The organism is Nocardia sp. GCM10030253, from assembly GCF_042675075.1.
Lineage (GTDB): Bacteria > Actinomycetota > Actinomycetes > Mycobacteriales > Mycobacteriaceae > Nocardia.
On sequence record NZ_JBHTDL010000008.1, the window covers coordinates 284652 to 304491 of the forward strand.

General features: G+C 65.0%; 18 protein-coding genes and 1 pseudogene. 7 read left to right on the forward strand and 12 right to left on the reverse strand.

The genetic code is table 11. The features are described 5' to 3' along the window. The first annotated feature begins 250 nt into the window (after positions 1-250). The gene (locus ACFQZZ_RS19825; protein WP_378682594.1) at positions 251-1129 is read left to right on the forward strand and encodes an alpha/beta fold hydrolase; all 879 of its coding nucleotides are present in this window, start codon (positions 251-253) and stop codon (positions 1127-1129) included. Here ACFQZZ_RS19825 and ACFQZZ_RS19830 read toward each other — a convergent pair. Further along, a complete protein-coding gene (locus ACFQZZ_RS19830) occupies positions 1045-1866 on the reverse strand; it encodes a helix-turn-helix transcriptional regulator (RefSeq protein WP_378682597.1) in 822 nt (273 codons plus the stop codon). The two genes, ACFQZZ_RS19825 and ACFQZZ_RS19830, sit on opposite strands and share 85 nt — an antisense overlap. A gap of 961 nt (positions 1867-2827) precedes the next feature. Between ACFQZZ_RS19830 and ACFQZZ_RS19835 the strand changes: the two genes are divergently transcribed. Genes ACFQZZ_RS19835 through narI form a run of 4 tightly spaced genes read left to right on the forward strand, consistent with a single transcriptional unit; the run spans position 2828 to position 9720 of the window. Continuing rightward, on the forward strand, positions 2828-6583 hold the full coding sequence (locus ACFQZZ_RS19835; RefSeq protein WP_378682600.1) for a nitrate reductase subunit alpha: 3756 nt from the start codon (positions 2828-2830) through the stop codon (positions 6581-6583). A 1-nt stretch (position 6584) separates the two neighbouring features. Then, positions 6585-8306 (forward strand): nitrate reductase subunit beta, encoded by a 1722-nt coding sequence (gene narH / locus ACFQZZ_RS19840; protein WP_378682603.1) that lies wholly within the window; start codon positions 6585-6587, stop codon positions 8304-8306. Beyond that, entirely contained in the window at positions 8303-8983 is a 681-nt protein-coding gene (narJ, locus tag ACFQZZ_RS19845; RefSeq protein WP_378682605.1) for a nitrate reductase molybdenum cofactor assembly chaperone, read from the forward strand. The genes narH and narJ overlap by 4 nt, the downstream gene beginning before the upstream one ends. Further along, entirely contained in the window at positions 8980-9720 is a 741-nt protein-coding gene (gene narI, locus ACFQZZ_RS19850) for a respiratory nitrate reductase subunit gamma (RefSeq protein ID WP_378682608.1), read from the forward strand. Before narJ ends, narI begins: the two co-directional genes overlap by 4 nt. Before the next feature lie 102 nt (positions 9721-9822). Here narI and ACFQZZ_RS19855 read toward each other — a convergent pair whose 3' ends face one another. The 8 genes from ACFQZZ_RS19855 to ACFQZZ_RS19890 form a co-directional block, all read right to left on the reverse strand. Beyond that, on the reverse strand, positions 9823-10275 hold the full coding sequence (locus ACFQZZ_RS19855) for a VOC family protein (protein WP_378682610.1): 453 nt from the start codon (positions 10273-10275) through the stop codon (positions 9823-9825). A gap of 118 nt (positions 10276-10393) precedes the next feature. Then, on the reverse strand, positions 10394-10840 hold the full coding sequence (locus tag ACFQZZ_RS19860) for a cupin domain-containing protein (protein WP_378682613.1): 447 nt from the start codon (positions 10838-10840) through the stop codon (positions 10394-10396). Between the two features lie 126 nt (positions 10841-10966). Further along, complete coding sequence (locus ACFQZZ_RS19865; protein ID WP_378682616.1) at positions 10967-11302, reverse strand: TfoX/Sxy family protein; 336 nt, start codon at positions 11300-11302, stop codon at positions 10967-10969. 73 nt (positions 11303-11375) lie between these two features. Continuing rightward, positions 11376-12353 carry an alpha/beta hydrolase gene (locus ACFQZZ_RS19870; RefSeq protein WP_378682619.1) on the reverse strand — a complete coding sequence of 326 codons (978 nt, stop codon included), beginning with the start codon at positions 12351-12353 and terminating at the stop codon, positions 11376-11378. Positions 12354-12432: 79 nt separating this feature from the next. Further along, positions 12433-12687: a hypothetical protein gene (locus ACFQZZ_RS19875; RefSeq protein WP_378682622.1), complete on the reverse strand. Its 255-nt coding sequence runs from the start codon at positions 12685-12687 to the stop codon at positions 12433-12435. A gap of 122 nt (positions 12688-12809) precedes the next feature. After that, entirely contained in the window at positions 12810-13106 is a 297-nt protein-coding gene (locus ACFQZZ_RS19880) for a Clp protease N-terminal domain-containing protein (protein ID WP_378682625.1), read from the reverse strand. A gap of 15 nt (positions 13107-13121) precedes the next feature. Beyond that, positions 13122-13382, reverse strand: a complete 261-nt coding sequence (locus ACFQZZ_RS19885) for a hypothetical protein (RefSeq protein ID WP_378682628.1) — start codon at positions 13380-13382, stop codon at positions 13122-13124. Between the two features lie 65 nt (positions 13383-13447). Further along, entirely contained in the window at positions 13448-14641 is a 1194-nt protein-coding gene (locus ACFQZZ_RS19890) for a helix-turn-helix domain-containing protein (protein ID WP_378682631.1), read from the reverse strand. Positions 14642-14946: 305 nt separating this feature from the next. On the opposite strand from ACFQZZ_RS19890, the gene ACFQZZ_RS19895 reads away from it, so the two are divergent. Next, positions 14947-15228: a hypothetical protein gene (locus tag ACFQZZ_RS19895; protein ID WP_378682633.1), complete on the forward strand. Its 282-nt coding sequence runs from the start codon at positions 14947-14949 to the stop codon at positions 15226-15228. Positions 15229-15823: 595 nt separating this feature from the next. Here ACFQZZ_RS19895 and ACFQZZ_RS19900 read toward each other — a convergent pair. Both ACFQZZ_RS19900 and ACFQZZ_RS19905 read right to left on the reverse strand, forming a co-directional pair. After that, positions 15824-17458 (reverse strand): hypothetical protein, encoded by a 1635-nt coding sequence (locus ACFQZZ_RS19900; RefSeq protein WP_378682636.1) that lies wholly within the window; start codon positions 17456-17458, stop codon positions 15824-15826. After that, on the reverse strand, positions 17451-18071 hold the full coding sequence (locus ACFQZZ_RS19905; protein WP_378682639.1) for an IS607 family transposase: 621 nt from the start codon (positions 18069-18071) through the stop codon (positions 17451-17453). The genes ACFQZZ_RS19900 and ACFQZZ_RS19905 overlap by 8 nt, the downstream gene beginning before the upstream one ends. A 221-nt stretch (positions 18072-18292) precedes the next feature. On the opposite strand from ACFQZZ_RS19905, the pseudogene ACFQZZ_RS19910 reads away from it, so the two are divergent. Continuing rightward, positions 18293-18472: pseudogene (locus ACFQZZ_RS19910) on the forward strand (DUF6968 family protein); the annotation flags it as partial. A gap of 382 nt (positions 18473-18854) precedes the next feature. Here the strand turns inward: ACFQZZ_RS19910 and ACFQZZ_RS19915 are convergent. Continuing rightward, a complete protein-coding gene (locus tag ACFQZZ_RS19915) occupies positions 18855-19760 on the reverse strand; it encodes a saccharopine dehydrogenase NADP-binding domain-containing protein (protein ID WP_378682642.1) in 906 nt (301 codons plus the stop codon). Between the last annotated feature and the right edge of the window lie 80 nt (positions 19761-19840).

Here is a 19840-nt window from a genome sequence, read left to right on the forward strand (position 1 = left end):
CGCAATGTGCGCGCAACCTGTCCTCATCCACCGGGTAATCGCGTTTCGTCACCGATTCCGCGGGTACTCCGATAAACGGATCAAATACGCTTCGCCACGACTTGTCCAGCGAATCGATAACATCGACCAAACCCTGTGATGTACTTACACCGGCCAGTGAAAACTCTGGCCGGAAGTAACACACAACTGTGTAGCGCATCCGGTGGGCAATACCGTGGTCGGCGCCCTTTTCCGCCGGTAGCGTCGCCGCATGCCCTATGTTCAATCCGGCTCGGTAACAGTTCATTTTCGGCCGAGCCGGACCCGCGGTCCGGTCCTGCTGCTCGCACATGGATTCCTCATGGACGAATCCATGTTCGAACCTTTGCGGAAACCGTTGACGGCCGCCGGAATCAATGTGGTGACGTGGGATGCGCGCGGCCACGGCGGAACAAGGGCACCACGCGACGAGCCGTTCACCTATTGGGATCTCGCGGGCGACGCACTGACCGTTTTGAATGCGCTCGGTGTCGAAAAGGCCGTCATCGGCGGGATGAGCCAGGGCGGTTACGTGGCGCTGCGCACCGCCTTGCTCGCACCCGAGCGAGTGCTCGGACTTGCTCTGCTCGATACCGAGGCAAGCGCGTGCAGCCTGCCCGAATTGGCGCAATACCGTGCATTCTTCGACGCCTGGTGCGGTCAGGACCCCCTTGCGCCGATCACCGAGACCTTGGCGCCACAGCTGATCGGTGGCCCTGACCCGGCCGCATGGACGCAGTGGACCACCCGCTGGCAAGCGGGTGATCGCCTCGCCATACGGGCGGCCGCGGAATGCCTGATGACACGCGATTCGGTGCTGCGAAGGCTGCACGAAATCGAGGTACCCGCACTGGTGCTGCGCGGCAGCCACGACGCGTCCAGTACCGCGGCCAAGTCGGCGGCGCTGGCCGCCGGACTCCCCGGCGCGTCCGGGGTGATCACGGTGCCCGATGCCGGGCACGGCGCGGCTTGGACGCATCCGGAGCTGGTGGCGCCGGCGTTGCTCCAGCTCATGTGCCGTGCGACCTACGAGCCAAAAGATTCCGTTGTCGGCGCGGGCACGGGGCACGGGGTCCGGATGCCGAGAAAGAATTGGACCCTGCCCGGATAGTTCCCGGAATCCACCCGAAACATCTGGACATCGAGGCTGTAGCACTCGTCGGTGTCCAGGTCACGAATATGCATCGGCTGGTCTCGGCCATAGATGGTGCGGCCCGCGGCCCACATGGTCCGGAATTCCGGGTAGCCGCCGAGTTCGTCGAGCAATTCGGTGGCCCACGCGGTATCACCCGACTGGCCGATGAGCCCGCGCAGCCAGTCCACCGTGAGCGCGGCCTCGCGCCGCCAATCGACCATGACCTGTTTGGACAGCTCGTTACCGAAGAACCAGCGCAGGATATTGACGTCCTCGACCAGCCCGGGGAAAGTCGCGGCATAGGCGTCATTGCACGACAGAATGTTCCACCGGGTATCGAGGTAGCTCGCCGCATTCGGCTCGTGTAGCCGCAGCCCGTTGCGCATGTCGCCACTGATCTCCGCACGCAACTGCGGCACGGCCGGAAACGTTTCCTCGGCAAGCCCGGCCAGGTCGAAAAGGTGTCTGCGCTCGGCGTCGGCCAGCGGGCCGATCTGATCCAGATAGGCGATCAGCGCGGTTACTACCGCCTTGGTGGGATGATCGCGATCGCCACCCTCGAGGTGGGTGATATAGCTGGAGCTGACCCCCGCGGCGAATGCCAGCTTTTCCCGGGATATGCGCCGGTCGTCACGCAGTCGGCGCAGCAGCCCTCCGAAGGTGGGAGGCCGCAATTGCATCCCGTCGCCGGTATCGGTCGACTTGCTCAGCACAGCAATCCACTCCTATGAAGCGGTAGTCGTATCAACGAGTTGGGTACATCTACACGAGAGGCAAGCAAGATCGGGTTAGTCATGGCTCCATCGTCGACGATGTGAGACCGCGTCCGCAGGACTAGATATTAAACGATATTCGTTCTTTATATTCGAAGCACACGCCGAGAATTAGCAATGTTGTAGCTACCTCTCCGGATCGAATCCGACACGCCGCCACTAACATTCGGGACCGCCGAGATTCGCATCAGCAGCCCAGCCGGAGCCGCACGCCTCGACACATCGTCACGTTCGCCCGCCCGACTCGCTACATGGTTGCCGGTCCGTCACACTCGCCACGTCCACACAAGCACGTACCAGTGTCGCAACGATCCGCACTCTGTGATCACGTCGAGTGGATGCTCGAGAGCGACAGCGGCGCCTTGCCGAGTCAGCGGATGCCCTTCTGGCATGCCCCGCCACACTCCGGACCCCATCGAGGCAGCCGAGCCGGTGTAGGCGATGCCGTCGGAGTCGGCCAGGACGGCGGGATACCCGGAATCATCCGCTCACGACAGGTCGCCGAATTATCGGCAAATAAGCAGCGACACCTCAGCGCGTCCGCGATAATCGCTCCGGGCACCCCTGCGGCGGGGCCGCGCGGCACGGCAATCCATCCACAGCGCCCGTCGACAATGTGTTAACAAATGTAAAGCAAATAAGAACCAGCGGTTTCCAAAGCTTCACCGGCAAGCCCCCGAAACAACCGGTGGAAGCGGCATTTCAGCCGGTCAGACCGCATCGGTGCTGGTCACATCGATGTCGACAGCGTTTCGCCGCTATCGCACGGTGACCGTCATATTGCCGCGACCTCACAACTCACCGATAGCCGTCGCGCGTTGTGAGAGGATCATTTTGACGCACCATCTGACCTCCTTAGAGTCGGAGCATCAGCCCGATTTCACAGCTCGAAGGGGGCGTCGTGGTTAATTCACACACTCAGGGTCCCGCGCCCGCCGAATCGGCCGATCGGCCATCACCCGATGCAGGCGATGCGCTCCTTCGATTGGGCAAATACTTTCGGCGAGGCGAGGCCTCCGCCGATCAACGCAGCCTGCATCAAGTCGGCGGGCGCAGCGCCGACGAGTTCTACCGAGATCGGTGGTCGCACGACAAGGTCGTGCGCTCCACACACGGGGTCAACTGCACCGGGTCGTGCTCATGGAAGATTTACGTCAAGGACGGCGTGATCACCTGGGAGTCGCAGCAGACCGATTATCCCTCGGTCGGTGCGGACAAGCCCGAGTACGAACCGCGCGGCTGTCCACGCGGTGCCTCGTTCTCCTGGTACACCTACTCCCCGGCGCGGGTGCGCTACCCGTATGTGCGCGGCGTGCTGCTCGAGATGTACCGGGAGGCCAAGGAACGCTGCAAGGATCCGGTGCTGGCCTGGGGCGATATCGTCGAGGATCCGGCCAAGGCGGAGCGCTACAAGTCCGCTCGCGGCAAAGGCGGCTTCGTGCGGGCCGAGTGGTGGGAGGCCGCCGAGATCGCCGCCGCGGCACATGTGCACACCATCAAACGCTACGGTCCAGACCGGGTGGCGGGCTTCTCGCCTATCCCGGCCATGTCCATGGTCAGCCATGCTGTCGGCGCCCGGTTCATCTCCCTGCTCGGCGGTTCGATGCTGTCGTTCTACGACTGGTACGCCGACCTGCCGGTGGCCTCACCGCAGGTGTTCGGCGACCAGACCGACGTGCCGGAATCCGCCGACTGGTTCGATGCGGGCTACCTGATCATGTGGGGCTCCAATGTGCCGGTCACCCGAACACCGGACGCGCACTATATGACCGAGGCCCGCTATCGCGGGCAGAAGGTCGTCGTGGTCTCCCCCGACTATGCCGATAACACCAAGTTCGCCGACGAATGGGTGCCCGCGCGGCCGGGAACCGATGCGGCCCTTGCTATGTCGATGGGGCACGTCATCCTGAAGGAGTTCTTCGTCGATCGTGGGACACCGCGGTTCCTGGACTACATCAAGCGCTACACCGACCTGCCTTTCCTGGTGTGCGTGGATGATCCGGAGGGCTGGGACGCCGAGGGCGTGTACCACCACGACGGCGCGCTGCCGGGCAAGTTCCTCACCGCAGCTGATCTCGGCCACACCGGAGAGGCTGTGGCGCACAAGCCGGTGCTGCTCGACGATGCCGGAAAGCCCGTGGTGCCCAATGGTTCTCTCGGGCACCGCTTCACCGCGGGCGATGCGGGCAAGTGGAATCTCGACCTCGAAGGTGTCGATCCGCTGCTGACACTGCACGGCAGGCCAGGCCAGGAGCCGGTCGCGGTCCGGCTGCCGCGCTTCGATTCCGACAAGCCCGGTGTCCTGGTGCGCGGCGTGCCGACCGTGATGGTCGGCGGCAAGCGCGTCACCACTGTCTTCGACCTGCTGCTTGCCCAATACGGCGTCGGCCGCGATGGACTGCCCGGCGAGTGGCCGACCGGCTACGACGACGCCACCGCGCCGTACACCCCGGCCTGGCAGGAGACCATCACCGGCGTGCCCGCCGCGCAGGCACAGCGGATCGCCCGCGAATTCGCCGATAACGCCGACAAATCCGGCGGCCGCTCGATGATCTTGATGGGCGCGGGCACCAACCACTGGTTCCACTCCGATCAGATCTACCGCGCGTTCTTCACGCTGACCCTGCTCACCGGATGTCAGGGCGTCAACGGCGGCGGCTGGGCACACTACGTCGGCCAGGAGAAGTGCCGACCGGTAACCGGTTGGGCGACTTTAGCTTTCGGACTGGACTGGCAGCGACCCCCGCGGCAGATGCAGGGCACGGTGTTCTGGTATCTGAGCAACGACCAGTGGCGCTACGACCCGTTCACCGCCCAGGCCTTCGCCTCCCCCTTGGGCAGCGGAGCTTTCGCGGGACGGACCGCCGCCGACAATATCGCGCTGGCCAGTCGGCTCGGCTGGATGCCGAGTTACCCGACCTTCGACCGCAATCCGCTCGACCTCGCCGACGAGGCCGAAGCGGCGGGCAAGAGCGCCCCCGACCACGTGGTGGACAGCCTTAAGTCGGGTGCGTTGCGTTTCGCCTGCGAAGACCCCGACGCACCGGAAAACTTTCCGCGCTGCCTGACCGTGTGGCGGGCCAACCTGCTCGGCTCTTCCGGTAAGGGCAACGAATACTTCCACCGACATCTGCTCGGCGCGGACTCCAACCTACAGACCACCGACGACACCGGCGTGCGGCCGCAGGAGCTGGTCTGGCGCGAGGACGCACCGACGGGGAAGCTCGATCTCTTACTCTCCCTCGACTTCCGGATGACAAGCACCACCCTGTTCTCCGATATCGTGCTGCCCGCGGCGACTTGGTACGAGAAGCACGACCTGTCCTCGACCGACATGCATCCGTTCGTGCACGCCTTCTCCCCCGCCATCTCGCCGCCATGGGAGGCAAAGACCGATTTCGACGCGTTCCACCGGATCGCCCGCGGCTTCTCCTGGATGGCCGAAAAGCACCTCGGCACGCGCAAGGACATCGTCGCGGTGCCACTACAACACGATTCACCCGACGCCCTCGCGCAAGCGGGTGGCCGGGTGCTGGACTGGAAAGCCGGTGAGTGCGAGCCGATTCCGGGCAAGACCATGCCCAAGATCGTTGTGGTCGAGCGCGACTACTCGAAGATCGCGGAGAAGATGGCCGCGCTCGGGCCGCTCGTCGAAACGCTCGGACTCACCACCAAGGGTGTCACCACCCACCCCGGCGAAGAGGTCGCCTACCTCGCCGGGGTGAACGGCACCGTGGTTTCCGGTGTGGCGCAGGGCCGCCCGTCGCTGGCCAAGGACACGCACGCCGCGGAGACGATCCTTGCGCTGTCCGGCACGACCAACGGCAGGCTCGCGGTCGAAGGCTTCCAGGCACTGGAGCGGCGCACCGGGACCCAGCTGGCCGACTTGGCCGCCGAGCACGAGGGTAAGCGAATCACCTTCGCCGATACCCAGGCCCGGCCGGTGCCGGTCATCACCTCGCCGGAGTGGTCCGGCAGCGAGACCGGCGGGCGGCGGTATTCGCCGTTCACCATCAACACCGAGCGGCTCAAGCCGTGGCACACCCTCACCGGGCGCCAGCACTTCTATCTCGACCACGACTGGATGGTCGAGCTCGGCGAGCAGCTGCCGATCTTCCGGCCGCCCTTGGACATGACGGCCTTGTTCAGCGAGCCGGATGTGGGCAACGTCGGCACCAACGGCGTGACGGTCCGGTACCTCACGCCGCATTCGAAGTGGTCGATCCACTCGGCCTACCAGGACAACCTGCACATGCTGACGCTCTCCCGTGGCGGCCAATCGATCTGGATGTCGGAGAAGGACGCCGCGAAAATCGGTGTGGCCGACAATGATTGGATCGAGGCGGTCAACCGCAACGGCATCGTTGTCGCGCGCGCGATCGTGAGCCATCGGATGCCGGAGGGCACCGTCTTCATGTACCACGCCCAGGACCGGGCGGTGGGTGTGCCGCGCATCGAGACGACTTCCGAAGTCAACGATGCGCGAGGCAAACGCGGCGGTATCCACAACGCGCTCACCCGGATCATGATCAAACCCTCACACCTCATCGGCGGCTACGCGCAGCAGTCCTTCGCGCTGAATTACCACGGCCCCACCGGAAATCAGCGCGACGAAGTGACGACGATTCGCCGCCGCTCGCAGGAAGTGGAGTACTGACATGCGCGTGATGGCACAGATGGCCATGGTGATGAACCTCGACAAATGCATCGGCTGTCACACCTGCAGCGTCACCTGCAAACAGGCGTGGACCAATCGTGGTGGCACCGAGTACATGTGGTTCAACAACGTGGAAACCCGTCCTGGGCAGGGCTATCCGCGGCAGTACCAGGACCAGGAGAAGTGGAAGGGCGGCTGGGAACTCACCCGGCGCGGCAAGCTGACGCTGAAGTCCGGCTCGCGGATGAAACGGCTGCTGAACATCTTCGCCAACCCGGACTTGCCGACGGTGAGCGACTACTACGAGCCGTGGAGCTACGACTACGACAACCTGCTGTCGGCTCCCGCCATGGACACCACCCCGGTGGCACAGCCGAAATCGCTGATCACCGGGAAGAACACCGAAATCACCTGGGGCGCGAACTGGGACGACGATCTGGGCGGCGGCCCGGAGCAGATCGGCAAGGATCCACTGCTCGCACGACTGTCGGACCAGGTCAAGCTGGAGTTCGAGCAGACCTTCATGTTCTACCTGCCGCGGATCTGCGAGCACTGCCTCAACCCGTCGTGCGTCGCCTCCTGCCCCTCGGGCGCGATCTACAAGCGCTCCGAGGACGGCATCGTGCTCGTCGATCAGGACAAGTGCCGAGGGTGGCGGCAATGCGTCACCGGCTGTCCGTACAAGAAGATCTACTTCAATCACAAGACCGGCAAGGCCGAGAAGTGCACCTTTTGCTACCCGCGGGTGGAAGTCGGCATGCCGACGGTGTGTTCGGAAACCTGCGTCGGGCGGCTGCGCTATATCGGCGTGATGCTGTATGACGCCGACGCCGTGCTTGCGGCCGCGTCGGTCACCGACACCAAGGATCTCTACCCGTCGCAGCTGGGTGTGTTCCTCAATCCGCATGATCCGCGCGTCGTCGCCGAGGCCGAACGAGCCGGGATCTCGCCGGAATGGATCGACGCCGCACAGAACTCCCCGGTGTACAAGCTGATCGTCGACTACCAGATCGCCCTTCCGCTGCATCCGGAGTACCGGACCATGCCCATGGTTTGGTACGTGCCGCCGCTGTCGCCGGTGGTGGATGTGCTGTCGGAGACCGGGCACGACGGCGAGAACGCGTCGAATCTGTTCGGCGCCATCGACGCGCTGCGCATCCCGATCGAATACCTCGCCGAACTGTTCACCGCCGGCGAGGTCGGGCCGGTACGTGCCGCGCTACAGCGGCTTGCGGCGATGCGATCGTTCATGCGCTCGGTGAATCTCGGTGTGGAGCCGGATCCTTCGATCGCGCCGTCGGTGCGACTGGAGCCGGAGGAGATCGAGGCGATGTATCGGCTGCTTGCCATCGCGAAGTACGAACACCGCTACGTGATTCCGACCGGTGCGGGGACCCAGGCGCACGAGTTGGACTCTCTCGCTACCGGCTGCAGCCTGGACACCGATGGCGGGCCCGGTATGACGGCATTCGACACGATGGTGGAGAAGTTCCACCTCACCGACACCAATGGCGCTGCGCCGGAGGAGAAGTCGAATCGGATCAATCTCCTGAACTGGGACGGGCGCAACACCGAGGGATTGCTTCCCGTCGCGAACGTGACCAATGGCAACGGCGCCAACGGCCACGGCGCGAACGGCGATGGCGCGAACGGAACCAACGGGGCGAAGAACGGCGTAGTCAGCGATGGTTCCGCCGCTACGCCGACCGGAGCGCAGCGATGAGTCTGCTGAAGGTCCGTCGACGACCCGAACCGGTCGTCCCGATGCCCGAGCGGGACCGCCGCCTGGTGTGGCGGATCGCCGCATTGCTGCTCGACTATCCCGGCGAACAGCTGCTGGCCGAGATCGGCCAGATATCCGATGCGGCAGCGCAATTGCCGGCCGAGGTCCGCCCGCACCTGTTGGACTTCCTCGCCCACCTGGGCAGCGCCTCGCAGATCGAGCTGGCGAAGAAGTATGTCGAGACCTTCGATATGCGCCGCAGATCCAGCATGCACCTTACGTTCTATGCCTACGGAGACACCCGCAAGCGCGGGATGGCGCTGTTGCGGTTCAAGCACGCTTACCGGCACGCGGGGGTCGAACTCGGCGATGAGGAACTGCCCGACCACCTTCCGGTGCTACTCGAGTTCGCCGCGACCATCGACCCGATCGGCGGCGAGCGGCTTCTCGGCGAGCATGTGCCGGTGGTCGAACTGCTGCGGCTGTCGTTGGCCGACAGCGGTTCCCCGTATGCCGGGGTCCTGGCCGCCGTGGTCGCCACATTGCCGCCACTGACCACCGCAGACCGGCGCCGCATCGCCGAACTTGCCGCGCAGGGACCACCGGAGGAAGAGGTCGGGCTCGATACCTTCGCCATGGATCCCGCGCTCTTCGACGGATCGGGAGCCCGCCGATGACAACCACCTTTTGGATGACACTGCCCTACGTGGCATTCACCTCGTTCCTGCTCGGCCATCTGTGGCGCTATCGCAACGACCAATTCGGTTGGACCACAAGGTCATCGCAGATCTACGAGAGCCGCCTGCTGCGCCTGGGCAGCCCGCTGTTCCACTTCGGCATGCTCGGCGTGATCGGCGGACATGTGCTCGGTGTGCTGATCCCGGAGTCCTGGACCGCCGCCGTCGGCATCTCCGAGCACACCTACCACCTGATCGCGGTGTCGGCGGGCTCCGTCGCCGGACTCGCGGTGCTGCTCGGCGTCGGCATCCTGCTCTATCGCCGCATCACCGTGCCCGCCGTCCGCAAGGCCACCACCCGCAACGACCAGCTCATGTACACGCTACTGGCCGCCGCCCTGGTCACCGGCCTGCTCAACACATGGGGCAGCAACCTGCTGTGGGGCACCTACAACTATCGCGAGACGGTCTCCCCCTGGTTCCGTAGCCTTTTCACGATCCACCCCCAACCCGAGCTGATGGTCGGCACCCCATGGACCTTCCAAGTCCACGGCCTTGTCGTGCTGACACTCATCGGGATCTGGCCCTACACCCGCCTCGTGCACATGTTCAGCGCCCCCGTCGGCTACCTCACCCGCCCCTACATCGTTTATCGCAGCAAGGAATCCAACGCCCCCGACAAGCGCCGCTACGCCCGCGCCTGGGATGCCCCCGTCACGCCGGAACACTGGCGCTGACCCACGAGTTCGGGTCCTCTCACCCGATGCCGAGTAGCCCCGCCCCTCCGCATCGGAAGGGCGGGGCTACTCCATATCCGGGGCTTGCCCCCATGTCCAGACTCAGGCCTGGTCGTAGGCGTCCTGCAGAACCTTCATGTCGAGCTTGGACATGGTTTGCAGAGCAGCGCCGACGGCGGCGGTCTTGGTGGGGTTGTCTCCGCTCATGAGGGCGGGGAGGGCGGCGGGCACGACCTGCCAGGACAGGCCGTAGCGGTCGGTGAGCCAGCCGCAGGGACCCGGCTCACCACCCTCGACCAGGGCGTCCCACAGGCGGTCGACCTCGGCCTGGGTGTCGACGATGAGCTGTACCGAGGCGGCGTCGGTGAGCGGGTGGCCAGGGCCGCCGTTCATCAAGGTGTAGGACTGGCCGTCCAGTTCGATGGAGACGATGAGCGCCGAACCATCCGGGTTGCGGGTCACGTCGACGACGCGGGAGTCGGGGACGATCTCGGTGTAGCGGGTGGCGGCTTCCTCGGCCTTGCTGTCGAACCAGAAGAAGGTGGTGACGGTCATGATGGCTCCTTGCTCGGTGGATGACTTGCTGTCACCCTTCGGTCGGAGCCGGTCATCACGCTTCGACGTATCTCGGCAGATTTCTCGAGATTCTTTTTTTGTGGTCTACCCGGCGCGGTCATGCGCAGCGCGGAGCATCCGCGTCCTCGAAGAGTGGCTTGCCGGTGGGCGGGGCGTAGACGACATCGAGGACCAGCGGCTCGGAGCCGAGATTGCGGCCGATATGGACGTTCCAGGAGCCCGCGGGTTCGTAGATGAACTCGCCCGTGCGGTACACCGGTGCGACGCAGTCCGGGCCGGGGTGGGTCAGCGTCCCGGAGCGAACGAAGCCGAAAACCGGACCGTCGTGGTAATGCCAGCCAGTGGAACCGCCTGGTGCGACGGTGATTTCGCGGACGACGAGGTCGGTGCCCGCGACGAATGGCAGCAGCCCGGCCGGTATCTGTGCCTCGGCGAGGGTGACCGCGGTGATGTCAGACCCCGGGGTAGCGTGCGCGGTTGCCGCCCCGAAGACTGAACCGCCCAGCATCAGCACCGCAATGCCCGCATGTGTGAAAGGCGTCATCGAGGCAGCCTAATCATCGCGACAGCGCCGGGGAAGGCCCCGATCGGCCGAAAGTGCCACGGCCGCTGGAGCATTCGCCCACTTTGCGTTGATTGTCCGAATCGCAGCCCGACGCAGCTCGCGGCGTTACTTCTTCGCGGGCAACGAGCGGGCGTAATCGACACTGCGCTCCACCCATTCGTGCAGCGCCTCGTCGCTCGCCAGCGCTTCGTCGGTGACCCGCAGCCAGCCGCGCATCGACCGGCCGCCCATCACCATCGACTCGACGAAGTCGTTGGCGAGCAGCACGTCGGATTGCTCGGGATCGACCCTGGCCAGCAGCCCGCCCTGCCCGCTCGCCGCCACCGCCATATTGCCGCCGATCAGGAACGCCAGACCGCCGAACATCTTCTTCTCGGTCAGATCGGGTCCGGGTTCGATGAGCTCCCGGATCCGGTCGGCCAGTTCCACGTCGTATGCCATGGGCACATTGTCGCCCCGAGTACCGACAGGTTCGCGGCATCGCCTTCGGCGCGGTGAGCCCGCTCGCCTGCGGTTATGCGCCGATAGCCGCAGCGAACATCGGCCAGGACTCGTGCAGGTCGTCTTGCCAGTAGGTCCAGGCATGTGTGCCGGGGCGCAAAGTCACGATCGCGGGAATGCCGAGCGCGGCGAGGCGGTCGGTGAAGGGGCGGGTGCAGCCGCCGATGACGGTTTCCATGACGCCACCGACGAGCATGCGGTCCGCCAGTCGCACGGGGTTGCCGTCGATGCCACGGTCACCGAGGGTCTCGTGCGCGCCGGGAGCGCCGCTGCCCGCCGAAATGTAGAGGGCGAGGCCGCGCAGGCGCTCGGCCTGCACCGTCGGGTCGTGCTCGGCCCACAACGGGTTGTCGGCTGCGCCCCACATGTTGTCGGCATTCGCGCCGAACGCCGCGAGCGAGGCGTGGACATAAGCATTCGCCAACGGGTCACTGGTCCGCGGACAGCCGCTGTAAGCGCCGACGGCCTGATAGAAGCCGGGTGCGCCGATCGCCAGGTTCAGTGCGGACGTCGCGGACATGGACAGCCCCGCGACGGCATTGCGCCCGGTCATCTCGAAGCGCGACTCGAGCAGCGGGGGCAGCTCCCTGGTCAGGAAGGTGGTCCACTGATTGCGGCCGAGCGCAGGATCGTCGCGCACCCAGTCGGTGTAGTAGCTGGCGCGCCCTCCTACCGGCACGATCACGTTGACGTTCTTGTCCGCGAAGAACTCCGCGACATCGGTGCGGCGCATCCACGGGCCGCCCTCTTCGCCGCCGTCCACGGCGTTGAGCAAATACAGAGCAGGCGCGCCCGAACCAGGATGCGACATCCACAGCGTGATCGGACGATTCATCGCCGCCGAGTGGACCACCACCTCGAGTTGCCGTCCACCGAGCGGGCGCACATCGAGGATGCTGGAGTCGCCAGGGTCGGCCGCAGCCACCGTAGCTGGGACTATCGCAGCCGAAAGGGCAAGGAGGGAAACCAGGCATCGCATCAGCCGGTACATATCCTGGATTCTTGCGCATCGGAACGCTGGAGTCTCGGACATTCAGCGCGCGTGTTCTCCTGCCGAATGCACCCGCATGTCAGTGACGCCGTCGGGGACGCAGTCCGCGCACCGCATCCGTCCAGCAATCGACCAGCGCGGCATCCGGGGCGACATGCGACAGGTAGGCATACAGCCACTCCGTGCAGCGACGGGGAACGGAAAAGTCGGCGTTCAGCATCTCGCCGAAGCAGAATCGGGTGCTGTCATGGTCCGCTGCTGATGGCGTCGGCAGGTTCGGCGATACGCTCGAGGTGCCGAAACCAATCGAACGGGTAGCGGCCCGGCGCGTCACCCTCGGCGATGACGGAGATAACGTCGCTTGTCGCCCACCTGAAACGCCTGGGGATCCTATCCCGGATGCACGACACCGCCCCGACCTCTGCCATGAGCAGGAGTCGGGGCGGTTTTGTCGTGTCAGGCGGACTTGCTGACCGGGTGGATGGATGTCGTGCCGTCGAGCCGCCGCACCCGGTACTCGCCCGGCCCCGGCAGCGGCGCATCCATGAACTGGGTCAACCTCCGAACGAGTTCGGCCGGGTCGACACCCATCCGATCCCGTAGTTCCCGGGTTGCAACGGCGTCGGGATCGGAAAAGATCGCGACCGCGAGGTGTTCGGTGCCTACGTATCTGTCCCCGCGATCGCGCGCGATCTTCTCGGCAGCGGCCACGAGCTCAGCGAACATGGGCGTCTGGATGATCTGATCCGCCATCGGTCTACCTTCCCACTACGAACCGAGAACTTCGGTCCAGTCGTAGTACTTGTTCCCCCACTGATCTTTGCTGTCGGGGCCCGCCTCCGACTCCGGCCAGGTGGCGGAGTCACTGCCGCGGCATGCCGAGTTTTCGTCGTTGGGGTCGACATGCCCGAACAGGCAGGGCCCGGCGAGGCAGAATCGGGTGCCGTCATGGTCCGCTGCTGATGGCGTCGGCAGGTTCGGCGATACGCTCGAGGTGCCGAACCAATCGAACGGCGGATCGAATCGCACGTCTTTCCGCTGGTTCCTCTGAACGGGGCCGCTTGTGGGGTGCTTTCCTGCGTTTGAGGAGAAAGTCAGTACGGAACGTTCACGAAATCGGCCAACTCCCTGATCTCCGGCGTCAGCGTTCGCCGCTTCTCAATTATCCCCACGAGGATGTCACGTGCGAACCGTTGCTTCACAAGCCATTCGGGCAGTTCTCGCCGAATCTGCTGAAGCACTGTCAACGCTTCGGGATACTGACGCATGGCAGCGTGCGCGGCGGCAACATCGAGCCGGTGTCTTTGCCACGGCCACGGCAACGGGTATTTCACCCCCGCCAATTTCGCACCGATCGCAAGCGTTGCTTCCGGCTTGTCGACAACCATCGCGTTCTCGGCGGCGAGCATCTGAACAGTCACCGGTCCGAAGGCGTGCAACAGACCATCTTTCGAGTCATGCTCACCATGGCGTATAGCCATGCCAGCCACGCGGGCAAACGCTAGCGCGTCCTCGGCTTCACCGGGCCGGTTGTCACGAATCGCGGCTGTCGAAACCCGTTGCAGCATAAGCCCCCACGATGCGAGGTCTTCGCGGGACGCCTTGGATATCCGGCGTGGCTCGAGGTCGTCTGCCCATCGGGTTGCCACTTCCCGCGCCTTCGCAAGATCCCCCTGCCGAATCCATCGCCAGCAGTCGGCGTCGGCGAGTGGCGCGGCCGTCCGAATGTCAGGTGCATCATCCAGAGCTAGGGCGATAGCGTGGTCTGCCACATCGAACTGCCACGTAAGGCACATCTGCCACGCCACCATTTGTCGTATCCGAGACCGCAGACGACGGGCGTCGGTGTTCCCCGAATCTGCCACGGACACAAGATAATCGGCGTCACGAAGCATCGGTACAAGTGTTGGCGCAAGCTCGATGAATTGCCCGCCGCGGAACAGTGGCTTCGCTTCCGCGAACGTGGCGTCGACACCGCCGACCGTCGGCGGTTCGGCGAACTCGTCGGCGGGGTAGATCCCGGCCAACGCCTGGCGCACTTCGGCCCACAGCTCCACATCTGTGGTTTCTGGGTCGGCGCTGTCAGGCTTGACGATCAAGGCCGAGGTCTCGACACGTAGCGCGGTCGCCAACTTGCGTGCGGTCTCGGTACGGGTCGTCTCCTGCCCGCCTTGTTCGAGCAGTTGAATCAGTTGCACCGATACGCCGGATCGGTCCGCAAGTTCTCGCTGTGTAAGCCCGCGCCGCTTGCGAATGTTGCGCAGGCGGTCCCCTAGCTGTGCGCCCATAGAGCAACGGTACGCGGCGCTGTTCACCTCTGTGAGTCCTCAAAATTAGTAGTTTGCAACATAGCTGGTCAGGACTCTCATTGTGACCTTCGCCAGGGCTTGTGAGGCTGGTTCCAGCACACCCGGCCGCCGGGTTGAAGCCTCGCCCGCGACCCCCTCTCGGCAAGGGCACATCGGGCGAAGTGAGTCCGTCGCGGTGGTCCCCGGCGGCCGGTGTGTGCCCAAGGGGTGAACAAGACCACGGAGGCCAGTCGATGACCTGGGATGAACTGAAACACGCTCGTGCACGGCTCGAGGCGTGCGAGATGAACACAGAGGATCTGATCCGGTTGCGTGACGCGCTAGTGGACCTTTCGGAGACGATCGAGGACGACGCCGATGTACCGACTCAGTGGGCACGCAACAACGACGGCACATGGAGCCCAGTGTTTCCCGACGGGCGAACGGGTGGCGAGTTCACATGGGCTCAGATGCTCGCTGCCCGTGGCGAAGACATCGGCGACGTTATCGAGTCGCTGATCGACGCTGGACTCATCGCCGAGGTTCAAGAGGCCGGAATTGACGTGTTCGACCACGGCAGGGGATGACGGTGGGGTTCAACTGGTGGCGGGAAGACGATTCGGAACGCGCATCAGTGCAAGACGTTGTGGACCATGTACAGGCCGAGTGGAGAGCCGAGCAACGGCGCATAGAGTCCCGGAAGACGCGCCCCGCTGATGCTGAGTTATGGCCTAGCGGTTGGCCGCACGACGCACCCGACGGCCCCATGAGCGTGGATGAAGCCCACATGACGATGCAACGGCACCGCGGGTGCAGCGCTGACGAATGCCCCCGGAAGGCGGCGGCACGGCAAACACTGATCCAGGCGGGCCGGATGAAGCCCGATGCATCACAAGCGTACTGATTGGCAAGGGGTTCGCCCTCTCATGACCGTGTGCACAGCAGCAAGAACGCGGGCACCACCAGGGCGAAACATTCTTGGTCGCAACATATTTAAACTTCCGGCTGCACTTCCAGGCTCAAGTCGTTCCAAAGACACCCGGCTCTGTAACCGGGGTTGTCCGATCCTCGGACGGCCTGCTCGGTTGTCGCGGGCGTCGGTTCTGCGGTGGGCTCGCGCAGCTTTCCCGACGGCGATGGCCAGCCAGATAGACCAGCTACGGGCATTGGGCGGTACCGTTCCTAATTAGTGAGCGATAGTGAATACTGCTCGGTTGCGGCCCGAACGGTCTTGGCCGCGGGCGTGTGGCGCTTGCTGCCGGACCGCTTCGGCCTCACTTCAGGACCGGGGGTGGGGCAGGGCTTCTCACACGTCGCACGCACCCGATTCGATACGGTCGCCAGGCTCGATGGTTGGCCCGTGACGCTCCTCTGTGCGTTACGGGGACCGCTCGAGTGACGCGACAGCTTGAATCCAAGTCCGCGTCTACCGATCGCGACAGCCGCACCGTGGTGGGTGGTGACCGTGTAACCGGAAGTCTGTGTTTGTTGCTGTAAGGGTGTGCGCCAGGATCTGCGCCCGGCCTTGCTGGTGTAGGCGGGATCGACCGCCATCACGGTGATATCGCGTTGTGCGGCCATGCCGCGCAGGCGTTCTCGGAATTTGGCGGTGGGGATGCTCGCGACGGTTCGACGGAATCGTTTGCCGCGCTGGCCGCGTCCCATCGTTTCTCGGCCCGTGCTGCGGGCGTCGTCGAAGTCGAGGTTCTCGATCACGATCGCTGCGCAACCGGAGTGTTCGGCCCTGTCCAGGAGTGCGGTGATCGCGGCACGCAGCTGACCGTCACGCTGCGACGCTGGTAAGCCTTGTTTTGCCACCGCGATCGTGGCGGGCTCGCCGATCGGGTTTCCGGATTTGTCCAGGACACAGGTCGCGAGATGCCCGTCGTTGAGATCCACACCTAGAACTCGCCCGGTTCGAATGGCGCTGACCTCGACAGACGCGGTGGGCGCGATGCCCCAGGATGCGTCCAGATACCAGCGTCGGCGGGCCGGGTCGTACACGACGTCGTAGCGCACGGCACGGTTGCGCTCGATCCGATCGCGCCACTCCTCGCGCCGATGATGGAACACCACCTCAGCAGCGATGCCCAGGTAGGTGCCGAACTGATCCGCCAGAGCGGCGGGAACTTTGATCCGCAGCTGCCCCGTGGCTGGTGTGACGCGGATGGTTTCGTTCCCACCGGTTTTGCCGGTTTCACCATCGGCGGTAAAGAAGATGCGCGCGGCATCCCAACCCTGACGCCACTCGGTCTCGGACTGTCCCGCGTCGGCGAGGCGGTTGCGGTTGCGCCACAACCGTTTCCCGCCCATCACAATCACCGGGCGCCCCTCGGCGAAATCGTGGCGAGCCTGCTCAACGCGGTCGCGCAGGGCCGCGAGGCGACGAGTCTTGGCGAAGCGTTCTGCGGCGTCTCGATAGCCGGTATTCTTCCCGTCGCGTTCGTTCGGCGCGAGAGCGCAACGCGCCTGAAGAGTTTCGATCGCCGAGTCCATGCTGCGCACGTGCGCGCCCAGCGCGCGCATTCCCAACTGGTATTGATCCTCGACAGATCGGGTGATCGCCCCGGCCCACCGCGACGAGGTATCGGCGGTCAGTGCGCGTTTGCGTTGGGTCCGGTGTTCTCCCTGTTGCTTGCGGTCCAGCGTGCCTTGCTCGATGCGCGCGGCAAGCTCGTGGCGATACAACCGGCCGTTGAAGTTCCCTATCTCCCACAGCACCGACGCCTCGCCGGAGGTGGGGTGCAGCCGGGTACGGATGCGCACACCCGCGGGTGCGGCAATGACGAACGGTGACCGGCGCCGGGACCTACCCACGGGCCTGGCCACCACACCCGACATCGACAAAATCGGCGAGGCCCACATCACGGTGCGCACAACCAACAGCCTTGACCGCACGGTTGCGCGCCGATCGGCGCCCGTACAAGCGCGCGCAGAACGAGGTCAGCACCTCGACCATGTCCCGCACCAGATCATCGGTCACCTCACCAGGATCGATGACCACCAACCGTCGCCCGTGCGCGGCTAGCGCGGATTCGACCAACTCGGTGTTCATCCGACCCAGCCGGTCCCGATGCTCCACCAACACCGTCACCACGTTCGGATCCGCCAGCAGCCGCCGGACCTTCCTGCGGGCACCATTCATACCGGAGCCGACCTCGGTTTCGACGCGCACCACGGTGGCACCAGCCCGACCAGCCCACTCGGCCAGCCGCGCGATTTGGCGATCCAGGTCAGCCCGTTGATCATGCGACGACACCCGCGCATACAAACCCACACCGCCCGCCGCGCTCGTCGCGGCGACCGGATTGACCAGTACCGTGCGCTGATTCACCCGCACCGCCGGAACCGGCAGCGTTCCCTCACGGAACCAGCGATACGCAGTCTGGGGATGCATCCCCTGCGACCTGGCCCATTCCGTGAGATTCACACCACCAGGATACGTAATTAGAACGTATATTCGCTCAGTATTACGCAGTATTGGGAAACAGTTGCAACCCCTTGTGCGCGTGTGTGTTCCGTGTAGTTGGAAGGCGCACCCAGCGCCAGGGTCCCGGACTGTCCGCCTCGCGACTGGGTAGCTGTTCGGGGGCCACCGGCCCCGGCGCTGGGTGCTGACCTGACGGTATGGCGTAGGGCGGCTCCTACTCCTGCCTGGTGCGGATCGAGGGCATGGAGCCAGAATCGTTGACACGTGCGATCTTCGGTGTCGACGCGGTACAGGCGCTCATCGAGGCGATGACCTTCGCCGGTCGCTTGCTCGACGCCAGCGAGGGTGAGTACACCTTTCTCGGAGAGACCAACCTCGGATTCCCGCGAGGCGGACAGTAACGCAGCAACGACAGAATCCCCGGTGACAACCCCTACCGTCACCGGGGTTCCTGAATGACCGCTGTCGTGCCGGATCCGGTTGCCCCACTTCCGATGCCCGCGCAAGAGGTGCCGCCCGACCGCGCCGCTTGATGTGCGGTCCGTGATCATGACCGCGAAAATTGTTGTGCCGCAAGCACAATAGTTCGATGCGCACGCGCTCGATCGGCATTGGCCACGGGGAGCCCGCCGCCTGGCGGTCCGCCCGACCCCGCGGGGATCATCGAACGCCAGCCAATCGATGCGGTGCCGACCGGCGTGTTCTGCTCCGTCGTAACGTGCTGCGGCGGTATCACACTGCGCCGCACCATCAGCACTGCGCCCGGGCGTAGCCGGATGCCGATTACGGAACCACCTCCGCGAGTATGTCATCGAGATCGCTAGCGGTAACCCCGAAAGTGTTCCGGATCGCCGAATCGTCGACGGTGAACTTCTGGTGCGACATGTGGTAGGTCTCGAACAACTCGGCCCAGAACGGGTCGGTATTGCCGAGCAGCGTCAATTCCCGGTCGGTCATCACTGCCAGTTGCGGCGCGGGCGCGCCTGCCGCGACGGCGAGCCGCGCCGCGACCTCGCGGACAGTGGACGTGATGGTCGGCGCCAGCCAGGCCCTGCCCCACGCCCGATCGTCACGGGCCACCGCGACCAGCGCGGCCGCGGCGTCGCCGATCGCGGTGTAGGCATGCGGCAGGTCGAGTTCCTGAGGCACCAGCGCAAGCTGTCCGGCAAGGACTTTCGGCTGCACCACGATCGAGAACAGCGACACCGCGCCCGCGCCGAGGAACTGGCCGGCCCGCACCTCGGTTGCGCGCACCCGACCCGCATCGTGTGCGGCCTTCGCTTCCTGCCACATCTGCGCGCGCACCCGGCCCTTGGGCCCGGTCGCCGCGAGCGGTGCGTCATCGGTGACAACGCTGTCCGACGGGCCGTAGCCGTACATATTGCCGAGCATCACATAGTTCGCTCCGGACTGCTCCGCGGCCGACTGGATGGACCCGAACAAGGGCGGCACCGTCTGCGGCCACGTGTGATAGGCGGGCATGGCCAGGTTGAAGACGGTGTCTGCACCCTTCGCCAGTGCGGCGAGGGCGGCTGTATCACCCGCGTCGAGCGCGATCCGTTCGATATTCGGAGCCTCCGGGCCCGCACCGCGGCGGCTGACCATCCGTACCCGGTCTCCGGACTCGGCAAGCAGTACCGCGGTTGCCGAAGCGGTGCCGCCACTACCGATGATGACATGCGAAGACATACGACTTCCCTTCTGAGACAAGATAATTCAGACGATCGTCAATGGCGTACAAGCCGGTTGCCGATCGCGTGGGATCAACA